Annotated in this window: 22 protein-coding genes; 17 read left to right on the forward strand and 5 right to left on the reverse strand. The window is 69.3% G+C overall.

Going from position 1 to position 18358, the window contains the following annotated elements; genetic code table 11:
• Window positions 1-3: 3 nt before the first annotated feature.
• Window positions 4-1638 carry an ABC transporter substrate-binding protein gene (locus SSP08S_RS44500; RefSeq protein WP_019074128.1) on the reverse strand — a complete coding sequence of 545 codons (1635 nt, stop codon included), beginning with the start codon at window positions 1636-1638 and terminating at the stop codon, window positions 4-6.
• Window positions 1639-1839: 201 nt separating this feature from the next.
• On the opposite strand from SSP08S_RS44500, the gene SSP08S_RS44505 reads away from it, so the two are divergent.
• On the forward strand, window positions 1840-2553 hold the full coding sequence (locus SSP08S_RS44505; RefSeq protein WP_026179370.1) for a FadR/GntR family transcriptional regulator: 714 nt from the start codon (window positions 1840-1842) through the stop codon (window positions 2551-2553).
• A gap of 7 nt (window positions 2554-2560) precedes the next feature.
• Here SSP08S_RS44505 and SSP08S_RS44510 read toward each other — a convergent pair whose 3' ends face one another.
• Window positions 2561-2983 (reverse strand): ester cyclase, encoded by a 423-nt coding sequence (locus SSP08S_RS44510; RefSeq protein ID WP_019074130.1) that lies wholly within the window; start codon window positions 2981-2983, stop codon window positions 2561-2563.
• Between the two features lie 106 nt (window positions 2984-3089).
• Here SSP08S_RS44510 and SSP08S_RS44515 point away from each other — a divergent pair, with 106 nt between their 5' ends.
• A complete protein-coding gene (locus SSP08S_RS44515; protein WP_019074131.1) occupies window positions 3090-3704 on the forward strand; it encodes a TetR/AcrR family transcriptional regulator in 615 nt (204 codons plus the stop codon).
• Between the two features lie 12 nt (window positions 3705-3716).
• A complete protein-coding gene (locus SSP08S_RS44520; protein WP_026179371.1) occupies window positions 3717-4178 on the forward strand; it encodes a phosphatase domain-containing protein in 462 nt (153 codons plus the stop codon).
• On the opposite strand, the gene SSP08S_RS44525 is transcribed toward SSP08S_RS44520, so the two are convergent.
• Window positions 4152-4724 carry a class I SAM-dependent methyltransferase gene (locus SSP08S_RS44525; RefSeq protein ID WP_019074133.1) on the reverse strand — a complete coding sequence of 191 codons (573 nt, stop codon included), beginning with the start codon at window positions 4722-4724 and terminating at the stop codon, window positions 4152-4154. The two genes, SSP08S_RS44520 and SSP08S_RS44525, sit on opposite strands and share 27 nt — an antisense overlap.
• 55 nt (window positions 4725-4779) lie before the next feature.
• On the opposite strand from SSP08S_RS44525, the gene SSP08S_RS44530 reads away from it, so the two are divergent.
• Window positions 4780-5541, forward strand: coding sequence for an AraC family transcriptional regulator (locus SSP08S_RS44530; RefSeq protein ID WP_019074134.1), 762 nt, complete (start codon window positions 4780-4782; stop codon window positions 5539-5541).
• Here the strand turns inward: SSP08S_RS44530 and bla are convergent.
• Window positions 5538-6455 (reverse strand): class A beta-lactamase, encoded by a 918-nt coding sequence (gene bla, locus SSP08S_RS44535; protein ID WP_019074135.1) that lies wholly within the window; start codon window positions 6453-6455, stop codon window positions 5538-5540. The genes SSP08S_RS44530 and bla overlap by 4 nt on opposite strands.
• A gap of 147 nt (window positions 6456-6602) precedes the next feature.
• Between bla and SSP08S_RS44540 the strand changes: the two genes are divergently transcribed.
• The gene (locus SSP08S_RS44540; RefSeq protein WP_026179372.1) at window positions 6603-7775 is read left to right on the forward strand and encodes a glycoside hydrolase family 113 protein; all 1173 of its coding nucleotides are present in this window, start codon (window positions 6603-6605) and stop codon (window positions 7773-7775) included.
• 16 nt (window positions 7776-7791) lie between these two features.
• On the opposite strand, the gene SSP08S_RS44545 is transcribed toward SSP08S_RS44540, so the two are convergent.
• The gene (locus SSP08S_RS44545; RefSeq protein ID WP_026179373.1) at window positions 7792-8319 is read right to left on the reverse strand and encodes a GNAT family N-acetyltransferase; all 528 of its coding nucleotides are present in this window, start codon (window positions 8317-8319) and stop codon (window positions 7792-7794) included.
• Window positions 8320-8595: 276 nt separating this feature from the next.
• On the opposite strand from SSP08S_RS44545, the gene SSP08S_RS44550 reads away from it, so the two are divergent.
• From SSP08S_RS44550 to SSP08S_RS44600, 12 genes are all read left to right on the forward strand, one after another.
• Window positions 8596-9360 (forward strand): SCO2525 family SAM-dependent methyltransferase, encoded by a 765-nt coding sequence (locus SSP08S_RS44550; protein WP_019074138.1) that lies wholly within the window; start codon window positions 8596-8598, stop codon window positions 9358-9360.
• An 82-nt stretch (window positions 9361-9442) separates the two neighbouring features.
• Window positions 9443-11284: an SCO2524 family protein gene (locus SSP08S_RS44555; protein ID WP_019074139.1), complete on the forward strand. Its 1842-nt coding sequence runs from the start codon at window positions 9443-9445 to the stop codon at window positions 11282-11284.
• A gap of 3 nt (window positions 11285-11287) precedes the next feature.
• Window positions 11288-12205, forward strand: coding sequence for an SCO2523 family variant P-loop protein (locus SSP08S_RS44560; protein ID WP_019074140.1), 918 nt, complete (start codon window positions 11288-11290; stop codon window positions 12203-12205).
• The gene (locus tag SSP08S_RS44565; RefSeq protein WP_019074141.1) at window positions 12202-13185 is read left to right on the forward strand and encodes an SCO2522 family protein; all 984 of its coding nucleotides are present in this window, start codon (window positions 12202-12204) and stop codon (window positions 13183-13185) included. The genes SSP08S_RS44560 and SSP08S_RS44565 overlap by 4 nt, the downstream gene beginning before the upstream one ends.
• A 1-nt stretch (window position 13186) precedes the next feature.
• Window positions 13187-14155, forward strand: a complete 969-nt coding sequence (locus SSP08S_RS44570) for an SCO2521 family protein (RefSeq protein WP_019074142.1) — start codon at window positions 13187-13189, stop codon at window positions 14153-14155.
• Window positions 14156-14197: 42 nt separating this feature from the next.
• Complete coding sequence (locus tag SSP08S_RS44575) at window positions 14198-15262, forward strand: hypothetical protein (protein ID WP_019074143.1); 1065 nt, start codon at window positions 14198-14200, stop codon at window positions 15260-15262.
• 106 nt (window positions 15263-15368) lie between these two features.
• Window positions 15369-15575, forward strand: a complete 207-nt coding sequence (locus SSP08S_RS44580; RefSeq protein ID WP_019074144.1) for a hypothetical protein — start codon at window positions 15369-15371, stop codon at window positions 15573-15575.
• Entirely contained in the window at window positions 15572-16060 is a 489-nt protein-coding gene (locus tag SSP08S_RS60140; RefSeq protein WP_019074145.1) for a response regulator, read from the forward strand. Before SSP08S_RS44580 ends, SSP08S_RS60140 begins: the two co-directional genes overlap by 4 nt.
• A 249-nt stretch (window positions 16061-16309) precedes the next feature.
• Window positions 16310-16525: a hypothetical protein gene (locus SSP08S_RS44590; protein ID WP_019074146.1), complete on the forward strand. Its 216-nt coding sequence runs from the start codon at window positions 16310-16312 to the stop codon at window positions 16523-16525.
• 57 nt (window positions 16526-16582) lie between these two features.
• Complete coding sequence (locus SSP08S_RS63875) at window positions 16583-16714, forward strand: recombination protein O N-terminal domain-containing protein (RefSeq protein ID WP_245608076.1); 132 nt, start codon at window positions 16583-16585, stop codon at window positions 16712-16714.
• Window positions 16711-17460, forward strand: a complete 750-nt coding sequence (gene recO / locus SSP08S_RS44595) for a DNA repair protein RecO (RefSeq protein ID WP_019074147.1) — start codon at window positions 16711-16713, stop codon at window positions 17458-17460. Before SSP08S_RS63875 ends, recO begins: the two co-directional genes overlap by 4 nt.
• A gap of 30 nt (window positions 17461-17490) precedes the next feature.
• Entirely contained in the window at window positions 17491-18342 is an 852-nt protein-coding gene (locus SSP08S_RS44600) for an isoprenyl transferase (protein ID WP_019074148.1), read from the forward strand.
• The last annotated feature ends 16 nt before the right edge of the window (window positions 18343-18358 follow it).

Consider the following 18358-nt stretch of genomic DNA (forward strand, 5'->3'; position numbering starts at 1 on the left):
CGGCTAGACCCACTTGGCCTGGAGGACGTTTATGCCGGGGTAGGGCTGTGCCCTTATCCCCGTCAGCTTCCTCGGGTCCCAGGCGGTCATCAGCTCGTTGTGGACGACCGGGTAGAGCACGGCCTGTTCGGCGACGATGTCGATGTAGTCCTGGATCATCGTCTTCTTCTTCGCCGCGTCCGGCTCCCGCGTCGCCCGGTCCATGTCCTTGAAGAGCTGCTTGGCGACGGAGTTTCCGGCCCAACGGGCGTAGCCCATCCAGAGGTTCTGGGGGCCGTAGTTGTAGTGCATGATCAGGTCGGCGTCGAGGCCGAACTGGTTGGGGTTCAAGGCGGCGGCGACGATCTGGTAGTCCTGCTTCTGGTCCATCTTGGTGAAGACGGCCGTGGTCTCCTGCGGGGAGAGGGTGGTCTTCACGCCGATCGCGTCCCAGGACGCCTTGATGGTGGGCAGGCAGTCGACGATCCAACTCACGTTCACCGACATGAGGTTGACGCTCAGTCCGCTGACCCCGGCCGCCTTCAGCAGCGCCTTCGCCTTGTCGGGGTCGTAGTCGTAGACCGTCTTCGCGCGCCGGTAGGCCGGGTTGCCCTCGTTGAGGAAGGACGAGGACGGCTTTCCGTGGCCGCGCAGGGCGAGTTGGACCATCTTGCCGGTGTCGATGGCGTAGTGCAGCGCCTGGCGGACCCGTACGTCGTCGAAGGGTTTGTGCTGGGTGTTGAACATCAGGAACAGGTTGTTCATCCCGGCCCCGCCCGCGACCGTCAGCCCGCCGCCGCGCAGCTGCTGGATGTTGGCGTAGGGGATGTTGTCGGCGATCTGCGCGCCCGCGCTGGAGCCGGAGATCTTGGCGACGCGGGGTGCCGCGTCCACGATCGTCAGCCAGTTCATCGTCTTGAAGGCGGGCGGGCGCGGGCCGTTGTAGCCGGTGAACGCGGCGAAGGTGGTGTTGGACTTCGGGTGGTGCGCGGTCTGCCGGTACGGACCCGAGCCGATCGCCTTGCCCTTGATCGCGTCGTCCCAGGCACCCGGCTGCGAGAAGATGTGCTTCGGCATGATCTTCGCGAGGGTGAGGCGTGAAATCCCTTCGGGGAAGGGGAACTTGAGGACCAGTTCGACGTTCTGCGCGTCGATCTTCCGGGCCTCCTTCAGCCAGCTCACGAAGAAGCCCTGCGCGAGAGTCGTCGTCTTCGGGTCGAGGATGCGGTCGAAGACGAACACGACGTCGTCGGCGGTGACCGGCTGCCCGTCGTGGAACTTCGCGCCCGCCCGCAGCGTGAACTTCCACGAGGTGCCGCTCGTGTCCTTCGGCACCGCGGTCGCCAGCGCCGGGTAGGGCGCGCGGGTGATCGGGTCGGTGTCGATCAGACCCTCGTAGATGTGGTTGTTGCCGGCCATGCAGAACGCCGACGCGGTCTGCGTCGGGTCCCAGCTGCCGTCGTTGCCGTAGCCGATCACCGCGGTCAGGGTGCGGTTCTTGCCGGTGCCCCCGCCGCCGGTGTCGTTCGTCGACTGCGGCCCCGACGAACAGGCCGTCAGGGACGAGGAGATCGCCGCCGCCGCGCCCAGCGCGCCGGAGTACTTCAGGAACGCCCGGCGGTGCAGCGCGGGCACGTTCCAGGTCACGTCTTCGCGCACGGTTCCTCCAGGAGGTACGACGTCCTACGTCCTGCGGTCAGCGCGACCATAAGAGCGCCCGTGGGGGCGGTCAAGGCATCACACACGAATGGCGTAGCCGTCAGAGGTCGGACCAATGGCGGTTTGAAATGGCGGAAGTTGATGCCTTTTCAGGAGCGCCCGAGCCGGGACATGGGACGTGGGACCTCCGGTGCGCGTACGATGCGGCGCATGTCCGGGGAGCCAAGGAACAGTCGGATACAGCGCGAGGTCGTCCAGCTGATCCTCGACCGCAAGCTCCAGCCCGGTGCGCCCCTGCCCACCGAGGCCGAGCTGATGGAAGACCTCGGGATCAGCAGAAACTCCGTCCGCGAGGCCCTCAAGGCGCTCCAGGCCCTCGACATCGTGGAGATCCGGCACGGCTACGGCACCTACGTCGGCCGGGCCTCGCTGACCCCCCTCGCCGACGGCCTGACCTTCCGCACCCTCACCCGGCACGAGGACGACGCGGATGCCCTGGCCGAGATCCTCCAGGTGCGCGAGGTACTGGAGGAAGGCCTGATTCATCGGGTCTCCGCCATCCTCACCGAACCGGAGCTGGACCGCCTGGAGGCGGTGGTGAACCGGATGGAGGAGGCGGGCCGGGCCGGCCGGCCCTTCCCCGAACTCGACCGCGAATTCCACGAGTTGCTCTACGCCTCGCTCGGCAACGAACTCGTCCCGCAACTCCTCGGCGCCTTCTGGACGGTGTTCCACCGGGTCGCCGGAGCCCGCGGCTGGACCGCCGACCCGACCCCCGGCGTCACGGTCCGACGCCACCGCGACATCGTCACAGCGCTGCGCGCCCGCGATGTCGAGGGCGCGCAGCGCGCGATGGCGGACCACTTCCGCGGTATCGAGGCGCGCGCGGCGCAGGAGTCCCGCGGAGTGGGGTGAACTGCGGTCAGGGAGCGGTGAGTTGGGCCACGATCGACGCGCCGTCCAGCCACACGTTCTCACGGGAGATCTTGCCGTCCGTGAACTCGAAGACGTGCAGCATCCGGAAGGTGATCCGGCGGTTGTTGCCCGGGACGCCCAGCAGTGAGCCGGGGACCGTGCAGGTGATCAGGTCCTCGACGGTCGCCGCGTTCTCCGAGTAGTAGGTGTGGGTGCGCTCGGACTTCTCGGTGCGCAGGTCCTGCACCAACTGCTCGTAGCGCTCCTGCGCGGCGGCGATGCCGACCGCGGGGCCGCCCGGCCAGCCGACGGCGTCGTGCTCGATGTCCTCGGTGTAGACGGACACCGCCGCCGCCGGGTCGCCGTGCTCCTCGGCGAGCATGTGCGTGCCGATCAGTACTTCCATTTCCGCCGGTGTGATGGAGCCCATGGGCTCCTCCTCTCGTCGTGCCGCGTGCCGGTCGGGCCGCGACCCCCGTTTGGTGAGACGGATATACTGTAATAAGAAAATTTTCTCACGACAAGAAGGTATTCGCATGTCGGAAGGCCGCAGCAGACAGAAGTTGCGCACCCGCCGCGCCCTGACCGAGGCCGCGGTCGCCCTGATCCGCGAGGGCCGGACGGTCACGATCGCGGAGGCGGCGGAGGCGGCCGACGTGTCCCTGGCCACGGCGTATCGATACTTCTCCAGCCCGCAGGAGCTGCTCCAGGAGACCCGACTCCTGGTCCGCACCCCCGACTTCACCGCCGATCTCCCCGCCGACCCGGCCGAGCGCCTCGACACGCTGATCTCCCGCGTCGCCGAGTTCCAGCTCGGCGACGAGGCCATGTGGCGGACGCTGGTGCGGGCCAGCCTCGAACGCTGGTTCGCCCAGCACGAGCACGGGCACGAGGGCGGCGAGCCGGAGATTCCCACCCGCAACCAGACCCGCCTCGGCTACACCCGCACCGCCCTCGAACCCCTCGCCGACACCCTCCCGCCCGAACTCCACCGCCGCCTGACCATGGCCGTCACCCTCGTCTACGGCGTCGAGGCCCTGATCGCGGCCCGTGACGCCTGCGGACTCGACCCCGAGGAGGCGCGGGACGTGATGCGATGGGCGGCGAGCGCACTCCTGGAGAAGGCGGTGCGCGAGGCGCCGGACGCGTGAGAGGCGAGTGAGATGACAGTGGCGTGGGACGAGCGGGACACGGGTGTCCTACGGCTGCCCTCCGGCCGTCTGGTCCGGGGCCGCGGCCTGCGCCGACCCCTCCCGGCCGACGACCCGGTCCCGACGTACGGCGTCTATCTGCTCGGCAAGCCACCGCCCCAAGTCCCTTGGCAGACGCGGTGGTTGCGCTGGCCGGACTTCCGGCTGCCCGCCGATCGCGCCGAGGCGCACACGGTCCTCACCGAGGCCTGGCACCGGTCGCTCACCGAGCGCGTCGAACTCGCCTGCGGCGGCGGCCGGGGCCGCACCGGAACGGCCCTCGCCTGCCTCGCGGTCCTCGACGGGGTACCGCCCGGGGAGGCGGTCTCCTACGTCCGCGCCCACTACGACCGGCACGCGGTGGAGACGCCGTGGCAGCGGCGGTACGTGCTGCGGTTCGGGGCCTCGTCAGGCCCGTCGCGCCCGGAAGCGTAGGCGGCGGCTCTCCGGTTCCAGGTCCACCGCCACGTCCGTGAAGCCGGTCCGCTCCAGCCGGGCCGGGAGCGTCGCCGGATCGAGGGTGTTCATGGTGTCCCGGAAGTGCAACAGCCGGAATCGGAAGCTCGGTTGACTGTCGCTGCCCGCGAAGGTGCCGCCGGGTCGCAGCACGCGGAACGCCTCGGCGAAGATACGGTCCTGGTGTGCGGCCGTGGGCACGTGGTGCAGCATCGTGAAGCAGACGACGGAGTCGAACGACCCGTCGGGCAGGGGAAGTTCGGCGCCGTCGGCGTGCAGCACATCTGCCCGGTCACCCCACTTGGACTGGAGCATCCGGGCGCTGTCGGCGTCGATCTCGGCGGCGGTGAGGTGGTCGACCCGCTCGACGAGAACGCGGAGGTTCGCGCCGTAGCCGGGCCCGATCTCCAGTACGTCCGCGCCGAGTTCGACGTGTTCGAGGGCCCAGGGCAGGATGCGGTCCTTCGTGGTCTGCGCCCACTCCTCTGAGCTGCATATTTTGCGATGGGCTCGGTTCATCGGCATACGTCGACGCTAGGCGCGGCCGGTGGTTGTCCGCCACGGGCTAGGCTGCCGTGTCATGTCGCGGAACGGACAGGAGCGGGGTCTTCGGTTCGGTACGGCCATCCTTGTCGGCCAGTTCGTCATGCCGCGCGGTACCGCCTTCGCCGAGCACTGGCATCCCGACCACCAACTCCTCCTTTCCGAACGGGGGTTGCTGCGCATCCGCAGCGAGCACGGGACGTGGCTGCTGCCGCCGTCGCTGGCCCTGTGGATCCCCGCGCACGTTCCGCACGCCACGGAGTCCGAGGGGGACGCCGTCATGCGCGGCGTGTTCGTCGACCCGGGGAGCTGCCCGCACATCGGCTGGCGGGACCCCACGGTCGTCGCGGTCACCCCTCTTCTCCACGCGCTCGTCGTGCACCTGGACCGAACCGACCTGACACCGCAGGCCCGTTCACGTGCCGAACCGGTGCTGCTGGACGAACTGCGTCCGGTGCCGGTGACCAGCGTGGCCGTGCCCGAACCGCGCGATCCCCGGGCGCGCGCGGTGGCCGAGGCGCTGCGGGCCCGCCCGGCGGACGGACGGGCCCTCGCCGCGTACGGCGGTCAAGTCGGCGCCAGCGCACGGACGTTGGCGCGGCTCTTCGTCGCGGAGACGGGCCTCGCCTTCGGCCAGTGGCGCGAACGGCTGCGGATGCAGGCCGCGTTGCCGTACCTGGTCGAGGGGCTGCCGGTGGAGGCCGTGGCACGGCGGGTGGGGTACGCGTCGGCGAGCTCCTTCACGGCGGCGTTCCACCGGGTGGTGGGGGTGACGCCGAGGCAGTACTTCCCGCGCTAGCCGAGCGCCCCGGCCACCAACTCGGCTGTTTCGGCCACCAGTTGGTTGTCGTACGGCGCGTCGGGCTGCGTCGGCTTCGTGGTCAGGACCGCGAGGACGACCGGGTCACCGGCCTCCGTCCAGGCGATGCCGACGTCGTTGGCGGTGCCGTAGTCGCCGCTGCCCGTCTTGTCGGCGATCGTCCAGGTCGCGGGGAGTCCGGCGCGGAAACGGGCTGTGCTCGTCGTGTTGTTGAGCAGCCAGGCGGTGAGCCGGTCGCGGTCGGGGCGGCGCAGGGCGTCGCCGAGGACCAGCCTGCCGTACAGTCCGGCGATCGCGCGCGGGCTGGTGGTGTCGGTGATCCGGTCCGGCTCGGCCGAGTTGAGTTCGGTCTCCCAGCGGTCGAGGCGGGTGACCGGGTCGCCGAGGGAGCGGGCGAAGCGGGTGATCGCGGTGGGGCCGCCGAGTGCGCGCAGGAGCAGATTGCCCGCGGTGTTGTCGCTGTAGCGGATCGCCACGTCGGCGAGCTGCTCGACCGTCATACCGTCGGCGAGGTGCGCCCGCGTCCGGTCCGAACCGTCGACGAGATCGGCCTCCGTGTAGTGCACGACCCGGTAGAGGACCTCGCCGTGCCGGTCCAGGTCGCGCAGGACGGCCGCGGCGGCGAGGGTCTTGAACACCGAGCACATCGGGAAGAGCTCGTCGGCCCGGTGCACGACGGTCTTCCGCGTGCCGAGATGGTGCGCGAACACACCCACGCGGGCGGTGTGCTGCTCTTCGAGGGCGGCCAGACGCGCGGATACGCCGGTGTCGGTGGCCGCCTGCGCGGGGGTGGCGCCGGTGAGGAGGGCCGCGGTGGTGACGGCACCGGCGACGAGGAGCGTACGGCGGCTGGTCGTAGCGGGCCTGGAGGACTGTTCGGAGCCTGGGATCACGCTCTCCTTTGTTCGGTCGGCGTCGACGATCGGTCGGTTTCCGTCGACGATCTCTCCAGTGACCGACGCGAGAGCTCATACCTTGGTTGCCTCGCCGTAGACCATCGGTCGATGCCGGGCCGGGGCCGGGCTCGGCACAGTGGATGCATGGCGAACACCACGGGGATCGACAGGAAGCAGTTCCTGACAGGGGCGCTGGCACTGGGCACAGCGGGCGCGCTACTGCCGTCGGGACAGGCGACAGCCAAGACGCGGACAACGGCGAAGGAGCAGACGGCGGCGAAGGAGCGGACAAGGGCGAGCGGCCGCCACGGCATGCGCCGCCACGGCGTCGTCTACACCGTCGGCGAGGGCGGCACCCCCGCCACCGCCTGGAGCCCGCGCCGGATGCGTGCCGACCTCCGCGCCATCCGCGACGAGTTGCACGCCGACACGGTCGAGGTCACCGGCGACGGCGTCGACCGCCTCACCGCAACCGCCGCCCGGGCCGCCGAACTCGGCCTGCACATCTGGCTCCAGCCCACTCTCGCCGACGTCCCCGAGCGGGACATCCTCGAACACCTCGCGGAGACCGGCCGCTTCGCGGAACGTCTGCGCCGGCAGGGCGCGAGCGTCGACTTCAGCGTCGGCTGCGAGTTCTGGCTGTTCGTCCCCGGGATGGTGCCGGGCGCGACCGTCCTGGACCGTGTACAGAACCTGCTGAACGGCACCTTCGACCCGGTCAGGATGCAGCGCAGGCTGGACGCCTTCACCAAGAAGGCGGCGGCGCTGGGCCGTTCGGTCTTCCACGGCAGGCTCGGCTACGCCGCCGCGCAGGACGACGTGGTCGACTGGAACCTCTTCGACATAGTGGGCATCGACTACTACTCGTACTTCCCCCAACCGGCCTCCTACATACGGGAGTTGCGCCGCTACCAGCGCTGGGGCAAACCCGTCGCCATCACCGAGTTCGGCACCTGCGCGTACAAGGGCGCCGAGAAGACGGCCGGCATGGGCTGGAACGTCGTGGACCGCAGCAAGAACCCGGAGGAGATCAAGGGCCACCTGGTCCGCAGCGAACACACCCAAGCCGCCTATGTGGCCGACCTGTTGGAGGTCTTCGAGTCGATGGGCCTGTACGGCGCGATGGCCTTCGAGTTCGTCACCCCGGACGCCCCGCACCGCGCCCACGACCCGCGCCACGACCTCGACATGGCGAGCTACGCCCTCACCAAAACGGTCGAGGACCGCCCGTTCGACCCGACTTCACCGTGGCACTGGGAACCGAAGGAGGCGTTTCGCGCGGTGGCGCGACGGTACGCCCGAACCGGCCGTCCGTAGCGGCTGGTCAGCCGTCTCACATCGCCAGCGTCATGATCAGCCGGTCCTCCCCGGGGCCGAAGTAGTCCTTCTCCACCCCTTCTTCCGAGGAGAAGCCCAGCGAGCGGTAGAGCATGATCGCGGCGGCGTTCGTCGGTTCCACCGTCAGCCGGACCTGGTGGACATGCTCCGTGCGCAGCCGGCGCAGCGCCTCGACCATCAGACGCCGGCCCAGACCGCGGCCCTGCTGGTGCGGGATGACGGCGAGGCTCATGATCCAACTTACATAGCCGTCCGAGGTGTTGACGAACAGTACGTAACCGAGCAGTCCCTCGCCGTCGTCCAGGACGAGTATGCGATCGCCATGAATATCGACCAGTTGTCTGAGAACGACCTGTGTGTACGGCTCTTCGGGGAAAGCCTCCCTGTCCACCCGGAGCAGCTCCGGCAGATCGGCCACGGTGACGCCCCTCAAGGTCAATGGCCGTTCGTTGCGGTCGGCGAAGAACGCCTGGTCAGCGCGGCGCCCCAGATAAGGGAAACGTTCCTCCGGAAAAGCTGTCATGCTGCCCCCTGAGGAGAGGAAGTCAATGGCGCGATGCCACTCGTACGGGTGGTACGGGCGAGACGCGAGTGTCCTGCCTTTCTGGTGTGTTCGGCAGGGTTCCACCCATCTTGAGTGGGGCAATCCGGCAGTTCAAGGCCGAATTAGGTCGCATGAATGCTTTCGCCGCGATGCGCCCCCTGTGCGCCCCGCCGGCGGCTGTGACATGGCGTAGATTGCCCTACGAATTGACGGTAGGTATAGGTCGCGCCCTGGTGTTGCGGTAGCGTTGGGCGGGTGAAAAATGCGGAAGCCGCCTGGAGCGCGTTCGATTCGATCGCTTATGTAGATCATAACTACCGTGATCTGCAGGCGGAGGACGCGGAGATCCTGCACATTGTCCGGGATCATTTCGCCGATCATTTCCGGAAGCGGGGCGTCGGCCCGGTTTACGGCATTGACGTGGGCGCCGGTGCCAATCTGTATCCCGCGCTGTCCATGCTGCCGTGGTGCGACGAGATCACTCTCTTCGAGCGCTCGCCCGCGAATGTCGCGTACCTGGAGAGCCAGGTCGACTCGTACGCGGAGAACTGGGACCAGTTCTGGGCCGCCCTGTGCGGGAACGAGGACTACGCGATCTCCTGTGCCGACCCCCGCGAGAGATTCGGCAAGGTCGTCAAGGTCAGGCAGGGCGACATTTTCGATCTCGAACGGCTCGGCGGCCGGTGGTCCGTGGGGACGATGTTCTTCGTCGCCGAGTCGATGACCTCCTCCCACCAGGAGTTCACCCTCGGTGTGGAGCGCTTCATGCGTACCCTGGCCCCAGGTGCTCCCTTTGCCGCCGCTTTCATGGAACACTCTCAGGGTTATCACACGGGTGAGCAGTTCTTCCCCGCCTGCGACGTGGGGGAGAACGAGGTGCGGGAGAGTCTTGAGCCATTCGCCGACGAGTTCAAGGTCCACCGGCTCAAAAGCGAGGCCGGGCTGCGGGAAGGTTATTCCGGAATCATCCTCTCCTATGGCTGGCGCGGTAATTCGGACGCACCCGTTCCGATCCGCTGATCGGGGTCGATCGGTGAGTCTTCACAACAGAAGAGGGATATTCCTCGGCTGAGGGCAGTGCGGTCTGTGTGAGGGGCATGGAATGGAGATCAAGCCGCGGCAGCATCTGCTGGACATCTGGCAGGCGGTCGCCCGTCACTCGTTCGAAGGCGGTGAGTGGGCCTGGGGCAAATGGGGCGGGCAGAGCAGTGTCGCCGACGCCGAGCGCCTCCTCTGCCTGCTGTACCCGGCGACCGAGCTGCCCGCGTTCCGGCTGGACGACCCCGACACCACCCTCACCGATGTCCAGCAGACGCTGAAGCGGGCGGGCGGACGGCTGGAGATTCCGGCCAACCTCGTCACGGCCGCCGTCGAGTTCATGCGCACCCACACCGACGACAAGAGGCCCACGTTCGCGGGCGGTTACTACTTCCAGTCCCGGGACAAGGAGCAGGACCTCACCGAGGAGCAGCGTCAACTCGGCGTCACGGACTCGTTCTCCATGTCCATCACCCTCTGCCTGGCCCTGCTCGGCTTCCTCAAGGTCTACGAGTCGAAGACCCGCCGCGGCGACATGCAGGAGACGATCAGGGAACTGAGGACCGCGACCAGCAACCGTCTCACCGCCGCCATGGTGAGCCTGCTGCGCTCGTTCACGGTCAGCGTCTACGACACCGACTCCTCCCAGGGCCAGGCGCTCTGCGAGCTGCTCGGCCAGGGGCAGTTGTCGACCCGTCAGGTCCTTGAGAAGTTCCAGCGCCGGTTCCGGCCGCTGCGCGCCGCGATCATCGAGAGCTTCATCCTCGGCCTCGACGTCCAGGAGGCGCTCAAGGACGAGAGCCAGCTCTTCGAGTGCGGCTGGGCCTGGAGCCTGGTGCGGGACGCGCCCGAGGTGCAGACCGAGGACCCCATCGGGCCGCAGCCCTCCGGCGTCGCCAACCCGGTGCCGTATCTCTATTTCACCGTGGTCGCGCTCGACGGTATCCAGGACCTGTTCTCGGACCGCACCCTGACCCTCGGCCTGCTCAACACCGAGCAGCAGAAGCTCGCCGAGGCACTGCGGCTGCGGTGGGAGATCACCCAGCAGTACTGGTCGCGCATCGCCCGCTTCGACCGCGACCGCTGGCCGCTGGAGGACATCCCCTGGCGTACGACGGGACAGCGGCTGGAGTCCGAGTACTTCTCCCTCTCCGTGGCCGCCATCCTCGTGCACGACCTGATGCGCCGCCGGGCCACCGACGACGACCTGACCCGCACCGTGCGCGTCATGGAGCGCCTCGCCGAACGCGGCCGTATCACCAGCCGGATGACCCGCGACGACCCCATGATCCAGCTGCACAACCCGGGCGTCACCCTGCCGCTCCAGGGCGGCGGCACCATCGGGCCGCCGATGGACTGGACGATGAGCGACTTCTCGGCCCAACTCCTCAAGCGGACCGTGCAGTTGTGCACGCTCTCCCGCAACCTCAACGCGCACGACCGGCTGCTCAGGCTGGCCGAGGACATCTTCGGGCATGTGTGGCGGCGCCGCATGGGCGAGGGCGAGGGCGTCGGCCTGTGGGACAACGTGCACGCCATCTACCCGGAGACCGCCCTCACCGAGGGACCGGTGTCCTGGAGCATCACCGAGCGCGTCACCGAGGTGATGGTCCAGGTCCACAACATGTACGCGCAGCCACCGATCCGCAGCCTCGAACTCACCGAACTGGCAAGGGCGTTGCTCAGCGAGTCCACCCACCTCCTGGGCAACGAGCAGATGGCGCCCGCGCCGAACTCCGACGGACAACGCGGCATGCAACTGAGGGGAATCGAGGTCAAGTTGCGCCGCGCCCGCGCCCTGGTGGACGAACAGCCGGGCACCGCCTACTCGTTGACACTCGACGTGTTAGGCCAGCTGGACGCACTCGCCCGGGCCCGCGAAGCCGCCGCGGTCCAGGGAGTGTGAGCCGTGCTGATCTTCGCCGCCTCCGACAAGGGAGGCACGGGCCGCTCCGTGACCAGCGCCAACCTCGCCTACCAGCGGGCGCTGACCGGGGACGACGTCTGCTACCTGGACTTCGACTTCGGCTCGCCCACCGCCTCGGCCGTCTTCGACGTGCCCGACGCCCGCCAGGCCGCCGAGGACCGGGGACTGCACTCCTACCTGATAGGCGAGGTCGGCGAACCGGTCAGGATCGACGTCTGGGCCGACACCGAACACCGGGTCCTGCGCAACCAGCCGCCCGGCGCCGGCCGGCTGATCCTGATGCCCGGTGACCTCAGCGGCGGCGAGTTCGCCACCACCGGCGACAATCTGCGCCGCTGCGTGGACCTGCTGCTGCGCCTCAACAGCGAGTTCGACCTGATCGTCGTCGACCTCAGCGCCGGCCGCAGCTACGCCGTCGACATGGCACTGGCCGCCACCGCGGAGCCGTCGATGAGCGGCGTCCAGGCCCGCTGGCTGGTCTTCCACCGCTGGACCCGCCAGCACGTGGAGGCCGCCGCGAGCCTCGTCCACGGCAAGCGCGGCATCCTCGCGCACGGCGTCGCCCGCGGGCACGACGAGGACGCGCTGCGCCGCGCCATCCGCTTCGTACGGGCCGCCGTACCCGATCCGGACTCGGCGCTGTGGTCGCAGGCCACGCCCACCCAGTCGGCGTGGATGGAGCGCTGCGACAGCGAGTTGAAGCAGCTCGCCTCGCACCACGGCATCGGGTACAGCCAGGTGCTCGGCCAGGTGCCCCTCGAGCCGGTCCTCCAGTGGCGTGAGCAACTCATCACCGACGAGGACGTGTTGGACAGCCAGATCGCCACCATGGAGACCTGGCAGGCGCTGAACGACCTGGCCGCGCGGGTCACCGACGACAAGTACTGGGAGGAGGCATGACGGAGGCCGTCTTCCGGGAGACCACCGCCGACCCGGGCACCCAGTCCGTTCCGCTGGCCCATCTCTCGCTGGAGCTGGGCCACTTGTACATGGAGGACTTCGAGGCGGGTCCCGAGCGGCTGCGCGCGCACTTCGAGGAGGTGCGGATCTGGGTGGACGCGGTACGCGCCTCCGCCGCCCGCCGGATCGGCGGCAAACGCCCCCGGATCAGCACCTGTTTCCTGATCGACGACTACTTCACCCGCTTCTCCACCCCCGCCGAACTCGTCCCGCTGGTCCTCGAAGAGGCCGAGAAGGCCGGTGTCGTCATCGACTACCTCGCCCGCGAGTCGGGTTGTGCAGTCGCCGACCGGATCGAGCTGGCCGAGTCCGTCATGCACCGCCTGGTGGAGTCGCCGCCGCCGGGCAGCCACGGCTCCCGGCCGCCGGTCAGCCAGACCGGCTGGCTCGCCAACGGGCAGCGCACCGCCCCCACCCGCAGCGCCCTCGCCGAGATCATCGCCTGGCAGCCGCCCCAGGAGACCGCGGCCCGCAACCACTCGGTCTTCATGGACGTCGAGCTGTGGTCCGAGACGGACAAGGGCCGCCTGTGGTCCTGCCCGTTCCTGGCCGCCGTATGGCAGTTGGCCCGCCTCGGTCTGCTGCGGCACCTGGGCGAGCCCGTGCTGGTCCCGAAGCCCTGGACCGGCGGGGAGTTCCCGCGCGACTGGGACCGGCTGCCGCCGCTGCTCAAACTCAACGAGTCCCGGGTCGCCTTCAGCGCGTACCGCACCTGCACGCTGATGGCGAACCGCTTCCTGGCCGTCGAGGACGCCGTACGGCTCATCCTCGACCAGGTGGACGTCGACTCCGACGCGCTCGAACAGGTCGCCAAGCGGTCCGCGGGCGAAGGCGTCGCGGTGCCGGAGGCGGTGGCGCAGCGCGCCACCTACGTCTTCTACGAGGAGCCGCCCAACTCCGTCGCGCAGGGCGGGACGTGAGATGGCGACCCCCGGACGGTCCGCGCGTTCGGTCCTCGCCTGCGGCGAGGTGCGCACCTGTCTGCTGCCGTCCTTCCAGGCACTGGACGGCCGGGCCGCCGCCCAACTGCTCAGGCTGCGCGCCGACGAACACGTCAAGGTCTCCGAGCGGCCCAACCTGTACGCCCTCTCGCCCGAGGTCCTCACCGGCGTGGACTGCCGGCTGCCCACGTCGAACGGTGCCAAGGTCCGGGCCGTGGGTACGGTCGCCACCCGCGCGGCGCTCACCGAGGGCCGGGTCCTCCAGTCCACCGCCTACTTCAGCGCCCCGGCCGACGGCCCGGACACGCGCCGTCCCTGGGGGCACTACCTCGTCCGGCCCGGGGTGGTCGAGCCGTTCGGGAAACTGCCCCAACGGGCCACCGCCGAAGGGGTGTTGCGCGGCGGCGGACGCGGCGAGCTGGACCTGGGGATGATCGCCGAGGGGCTGCTGGCGCAGCTGGTGCGCCATCCGCTCCTCGATCACAAGGCGCCGTTCAAGTCCCGCCGTACACACCTGCGTTGGGCCGCGCGGCGGACACCCGGGGGAGAGGAGCCGACGCTCGACCGCTTCACGCTGGCACCGGACGGGCTGCGGACCGTCGAGTTGAGCGTGCCGGAGAGCGTCCCGGCCACGGCGGTCGCGGGGCTCTGCGAGGACCTGGCGCTGCACGACTGGCTTTTGACGACGGTGGTGCACATGCTGGAGAACAGCCGGCTCGGCGCGGCGGACGGGCCCACGGCGGTCCTGGCACTGCGCCCGGCCGTGGACCACCTGCTGCATCTGTGGATGCCGCGCGCACACGTGGACCGCACGCTGGGGCACCTGTGGGACGTACTGGAGCGGGATCCGGGCTTCAGCCGTCAATGGGAGAACCTCCGCCAGCGTATTCGCGACCAACTGGCCATACAGGCCATTCCGTTGCTGCACCAGGCACTGAGCACGCGCTGACGGGGCGGCACGAACCGCATCACCCGACGGGGGAGGCTCGACATGAACGGAGCGACGACAACAGGGGCAGACGGTCTGCGGTCCGCACCGCGACAGGACCAGGCCCAGCCCAGATCAAAGCTGTTCCTCAAGACGCTGTTCGCGATCTTAGCGGGAGGCGTCGCCTTCTTCGTGACCAACGTCCTGAACGAGGACAACGGCGCCCTGTGGCAGTGGACGATGTCCATCGTCCTCGGCTGCGCGACGCTGATCGTGCAACTGCTGGTGGACTTCGGTGAACGGCTGGAGGCCGTCCAGGAGAGCCAGAAGCGGCGCATCCGGGACATGAAGGACAGCCTGACCAGCCATCACGCGGAGATGCGGGCGGCGGTCGACGAGAGCTTCGCCAAGATCAACGCCGCGACGGAGCTGTACAGCAAGGTCGACGGCTCGGTGCTGCGCTCCGACGAGGTGACCCGGCTGGTGCTGGGCTACACAAAAGTGGGCGAGCAGGGGGCGGACATCGTGAAGGCCTTCGCCGAGGAGGAGTTGGGCCGGCTCGCCCTCCTCATGGAGAACCTCGGCAACGGCACGGCGGACTGCCCCGGCGAGAACCACGAGTGGCTGATCGACCTCACCAAGTGCGTCAAGCGGACGCTCTACGCCACCAGTACGTCCGTGGACCGCGACTTCTGGTCGAGCGAGCCCGCGCGGCGCTATCTCGTCGCCCAGGAGACGGCGATCAAGACACGGCGGGTGGAGATCCGGCGGGTGTTCCTCGTCGACGACGAGGCGGAGGTCACCGGCAGCCTCAGCCAACTCTGCGAGAGGCACCGCAAGTTCGGGATCGACGCGCGTATCGCGGTCCGGTCCCAGCTGGAGCCGACCGCCCAGATGAACTCGCTGAACGACTTCATCGTCTTCGACGGCGAACTCTGCTACGAGACCGAGCCCGACATCCGCGTCATGCCGGCCAAGACGACCCTGAAGCTGACCCACGAACACGTGGCGGAACGCGTCAACCGCTTCAACGTCCTGTGGGAGGCGACGGAACCACAACGAAACCCGGAGCCGGACGAGGCGAGAGCGGTCACCCATCCCGCCGGCCAACGACAACAACAACCGTGACGTGATGAGCCCGTCGGCCTCGGGCCCGACGGGCGCAGTCGACCGTGGTCGTACGCCTCCGGGCGCATGACCACGCCCGCCCACGCCCTACGGCTGGGCGCTCATCGTGTCGGGCAGCGTCCTCGCGCTGTCCGGCTGCCTGCTGCTGCGCCCGCGCCCGCTGTCCGGGTTCGGTCTGCTCCTAGCGGGCACGTACGCCGTGACGCCGGGGCTGAACGGGCTGACCCTGGGCCTGTTCCACGGCGGCACCGCGTCCCGGGCGGCTTCCGGGTCGCGGTGCCGCCTTCCGGCACCGGCGACGGTGGCCCGGTGAGCGGCCCCGTCCGCGTGCTCCTCGCCGACGACCGGCAGCTCATCCGTACGGCGGTGCGGCTGACGGCGGAACTCGCCCCGGACGTCGTGGTGATGGACATCTGCATACCCGGGGTGGACGGCATCGAGGCCACGCGCGGCATCACCACGGATCCGTCGGGGAGTTCGGCGTCGGCCCGGGTCCTCGTCATCACCACCTTCGACGACGACGATCACGTCTACGGCGCGCTGCGCGCCGGCGCGTCCGGGTTCCTGGTCAAGGGCATGGCCCTGGACGACATCATCGGCGCGGTACGGGTGGTGGCCGCCGGGGACGCCCTGATCGCCCCGGGCGTGGCCCGGCGCCGCCTCGGGCACTTCGCCGCGTCCCGCCCCGAACGGGCCCGCGCCCGCCGCGAGTTGAGGGCATCGCGGACCGGGAACACCCATGACCGGGTCCAGGTGGTGATCCTCGCCCATGAGGCGGGACTTGTGTCCGTCGGTTAGCCGGCGCCCTTCCGCTCGAACAGTTGGCCTTGGCCAACGCCCTTTGTGCGCACCGGACTTGTGGCCGTCGTGCGGTCGACAGACTCCTGCTGAGTGTAGGCGGAGCGGGGTGCCCCGGAGAGGAGAAGCGTGAAACCCGGAAGGGGAGGGGAGCCAGGTGTGGGCACACTGCTCGGAGGCGGAGGACACCTTGAGGGAATCGTGGTCGGTGCCGTTGGTCGCCGGAGTTGTTCGGGTGCGAGGAGTGCGATGAAGCCGACTGTCGGATCGGTCGCCGTGGACACCCGGACCGGGAGAGTGGGCATCGTCATGGGGCACGAGGGACCCTACGTCCAGCTGCGGCCGTACGGCGGCGGACGGGAGTGGGACGCCGAACCGGCCGCCGTGCGCGACGCGACCCCGGCCGAGCGGCTGAGCGCGGCGACCGCCTACGCGAACGCCCGCAGCCGGGGCGAGGTGCCTTGAGGCGCCGGTGCCCGGGAACGTCGTAGGGCCACCGGGCCGTAGGGGACAATGGGCCCCATGAGTCTGTTCCGCGACGACGGCATCGTGCTGCGCACCCAGAAGCTGGGTGAGGCGGACCGGATCATGCCGCGGTCTCCCGGGGGACGACCCCCGTACCCCCAGCAGAAAACCCGCGAGGGTGCCCGATGAGTCTCTTCCGGGACGACGGCGTTGTCCTGCGCACCCAGAAACTCGGTGAGGCGGACCGGATCATCACGCTGCTCACGCGGGGGCACGGGCGGGTGCGTGCGGTGGCGCGCGGGGTGCGGCGGACCAAGTCGAAGTTCGGGGCCAGGCTGGAGCCCTTCTCGCATGTGGACGTGCAGTTCTTCGCGCGGGGGAGCGAACTCGTCGGCCGCGGACTGCCGTTGTGCACCCAGAGTGAGACCATCGCTCCGTACGGTGGCGGGATCGTGAGCGACTACGCCCGGTACACTGCCGGTACGGCCATGCTGGAGACCGCCGAGCGGTTCACCGACCACGAGGGCGAGCCCGCCGTACAGCAGTATCTGCTGCTGGTGGGCGGGTTGCGGACGCTGGCCGGCGGGGAGCACGCGCCGCATCTGATTCTCGACGCGTTCCTGCTGCGGTCGCTCGCCGTCAACGGGTACGCCCCGAGCTTCGGGGACTGTGCCAAGTGCGGGATGGCCGGACCCAACCGGTTCTTCTCCGTGGCGTCCGGCGGAGTCGTCTGCGCGGACTGCCGGGTGGCCGGGAGCGTCGTACCCTCACCGCAGGCCCTCGAACTGCTCGGTGCGCTGCTCACGGGAGACTGGGAGACTGCGGACGCGTGCGAGGCGCGCCATGTGCGGGAGGGGAGCGGGCTGGTGTCCGCCTATCTGCACTGGCATCTGGAACGCGGGCTGCGCTCACTGCGGTACGTGGAAAAGTCGTAGCAGGTCACAGAAAGAGGAGACGAGAAGCACATGGCCGTACGCGGGATCCTGGGGCGCCAGCGGCGCGAGTACAAGGCGCCGGAGCCGCACCCGTCCGGGGCCCGTGCGCCGAAGCTGCCCGGCGAGCTGATCCCGAAGCACGTGGCGATCGTCATGGACGGGAACGGGCGGTGGGCGAAGCAGCGCGGGCTGCCGCGCACGGAGGGCCACAAGGTCGGCGCCGAGCGGGTGTTGGACGTGCTGCAGGGCGGCGTCGAGATGGGCGTCGGCGCGATCTCGCTGTACGCCTTCTCCACCGAGAACTGGAAGCGCTCGCCCGACGAGGTGCGCTTCCTGATGAACTTCAACCGCGACTTCATCCGCAAGACCCGCGACACCCTCGACGAACTCGGCATCCGGGTGCGGTGGGTGGGCCGGATGCCCAAGCTGTGGCGGTCGGTCGCCAAGGAGCTCCAGATCGCCCAGGAGCAGACCAAGAACAACGACGCGCTCACGCTGTACTTCTGCATGAACTACGGCGGCCAGGCCGAAATCGGCGACGCGGCACGGGCGTTGGCGGAGGACGTGAAGGCCGGCAGGCTCGACCCGTCGAAGGTCAACGAGAAGACCCTCGCGAAGTACCTGTACTACCCGGACATGCCGGACGTGGACCTGTTCCTGCGCCCCAGCGGTGAGCAGCGCACCTCCAACTTCCTTCTCTGGCAGAGCGCTTACGCCGAGCTGGTCTTCCAGGACGTGCTCTGGCCGGACTTCGACCGCCGCGACCTGTGGCGCGCCTGCGTCGAATTCGCCCAGCGGGACCGGCGGTTCGGCGGCGCGGTACCGAACGAGAAGCTCCTCGCGATGGAGGCGGACATGCGGGGGCGGCCCGAGGAGGGCTGACCCCGGCGGCTAACAT

It is taken from the genome of Streptomyces hokutonensis (assembly GCF_000376565.1).
Taxonomy (GTDB): domain Bacteria; phylum Actinomycetota; class Actinomycetes; order Streptomycetales; family Streptomycetaceae; genus Streptomyces; species Streptomyces hokutonensis.

Coding starts and splice junctions, on each gene's coding strand:
- SSP08S_RS44505 (WP_026179370.1), top strand. CDS start 1,840: ATGCGGCGCATGTCCGGGGAGCCAAGGAACAGTCGGATACAGCGCGAG.
- SSP08S_RS44510 (WP_019074130.1), bottom strand. CDS start 2,983: ATGGGCTCCATCACACCGGCGGAAATGGAAGTACTGATCGGCACGCAC.
- SSP08S_RS44515 (WP_019074131.1), top strand. CDS start 3,090: ATGTCGGAAGGCCGCAGCAGACAGAAGTTGCGCACCCGCCGCGCCCTG.
- SSP08S_RS44520 (WP_026179371.1), top strand. CDS start 3,717: ATGACAGTGGCGTGGGACGAGCGGGACACGGGTGTCCTACGGCTGCCC.
- SSP08S_RS44525 (WP_019074133.1), bottom strand. CDS start 4,724: ATGCCGATGAACCGAGCCCATCGCAAAATATGCAGCTCAGAGGAGTGG.
- SSP08S_RS44530 (WP_019074134.1), top strand. CDS start 4,780: ATGTCGCGGAACGGACAGGAGCGGGGTCTTCGGTTCGGTACGGCCATC.
- SSP08S_RS44540 (WP_026179372.1), top strand. CDS start 6,603: ATGGCGAACACCACGGGGATCGACAGGAAGCAGTTCCTGACAGGGGCG.
- SSP08S_RS44545 (WP_026179373.1), bottom strand. CDS start 8,319: ATGACAGCTTTTCCGGAGGAACGTTTCCCTTATCTGGGGCGCCGCGCT.
- SSP08S_RS44555 (WP_019074139.1), top strand. CDS start 9,443: ATGGAGATCAAGCCGCGGCAGCATCTGCTGGACATCTGGCAGGCGGTC.
- SSP08S_RS44565 (WP_019074141.1), top strand. CDS start 12,202: ATGACGGAGGCCGTCTTCCGGGAGACCACCGCCGACCCGGGCACCCAG.
- SSP08S_RS44570 (WP_019074142.1), top strand. CDS start 13,187: ATGGCGACCCCCGGACGGTCCGCGCGTTCGGTCCTCGCCTGCGGCGAG.
- SSP08S_RS44575 (WP_019074143.1), top strand. CDS start 14,198: ATGAACGGAGCGACGACAACAGGGGCAGACGGTCTGCGGTCCGCACCG.
- SSP08S_RS44590 (WP_019074146.1), top strand. CDS start 16,310: ATGAAGCCGACTGTCGGATCGGTCGCCGTGGACACCCGGACCGGGAGA.
- SSP08S_RS63875 (WP_245608076.1), top strand. CDS start 16,583: ATGAGTCTGTTCCGCGACGACGGCATCGTGCTGCGCACCCAGAAGCTG.
- recO (WP_019074147.1), top strand. CDS start 16,711: ATGAGTCTCTTCCGGGACGACGGCGTTGTCCTGCGCACCCAGAAACTC.
- SSP08S_RS44600 (WP_019074148.1), top strand. CDS start 17,491: ATGGCCGTACGCGGGATCCTGGGGCGCCAGCGGCGCGAGTACAAGGCG.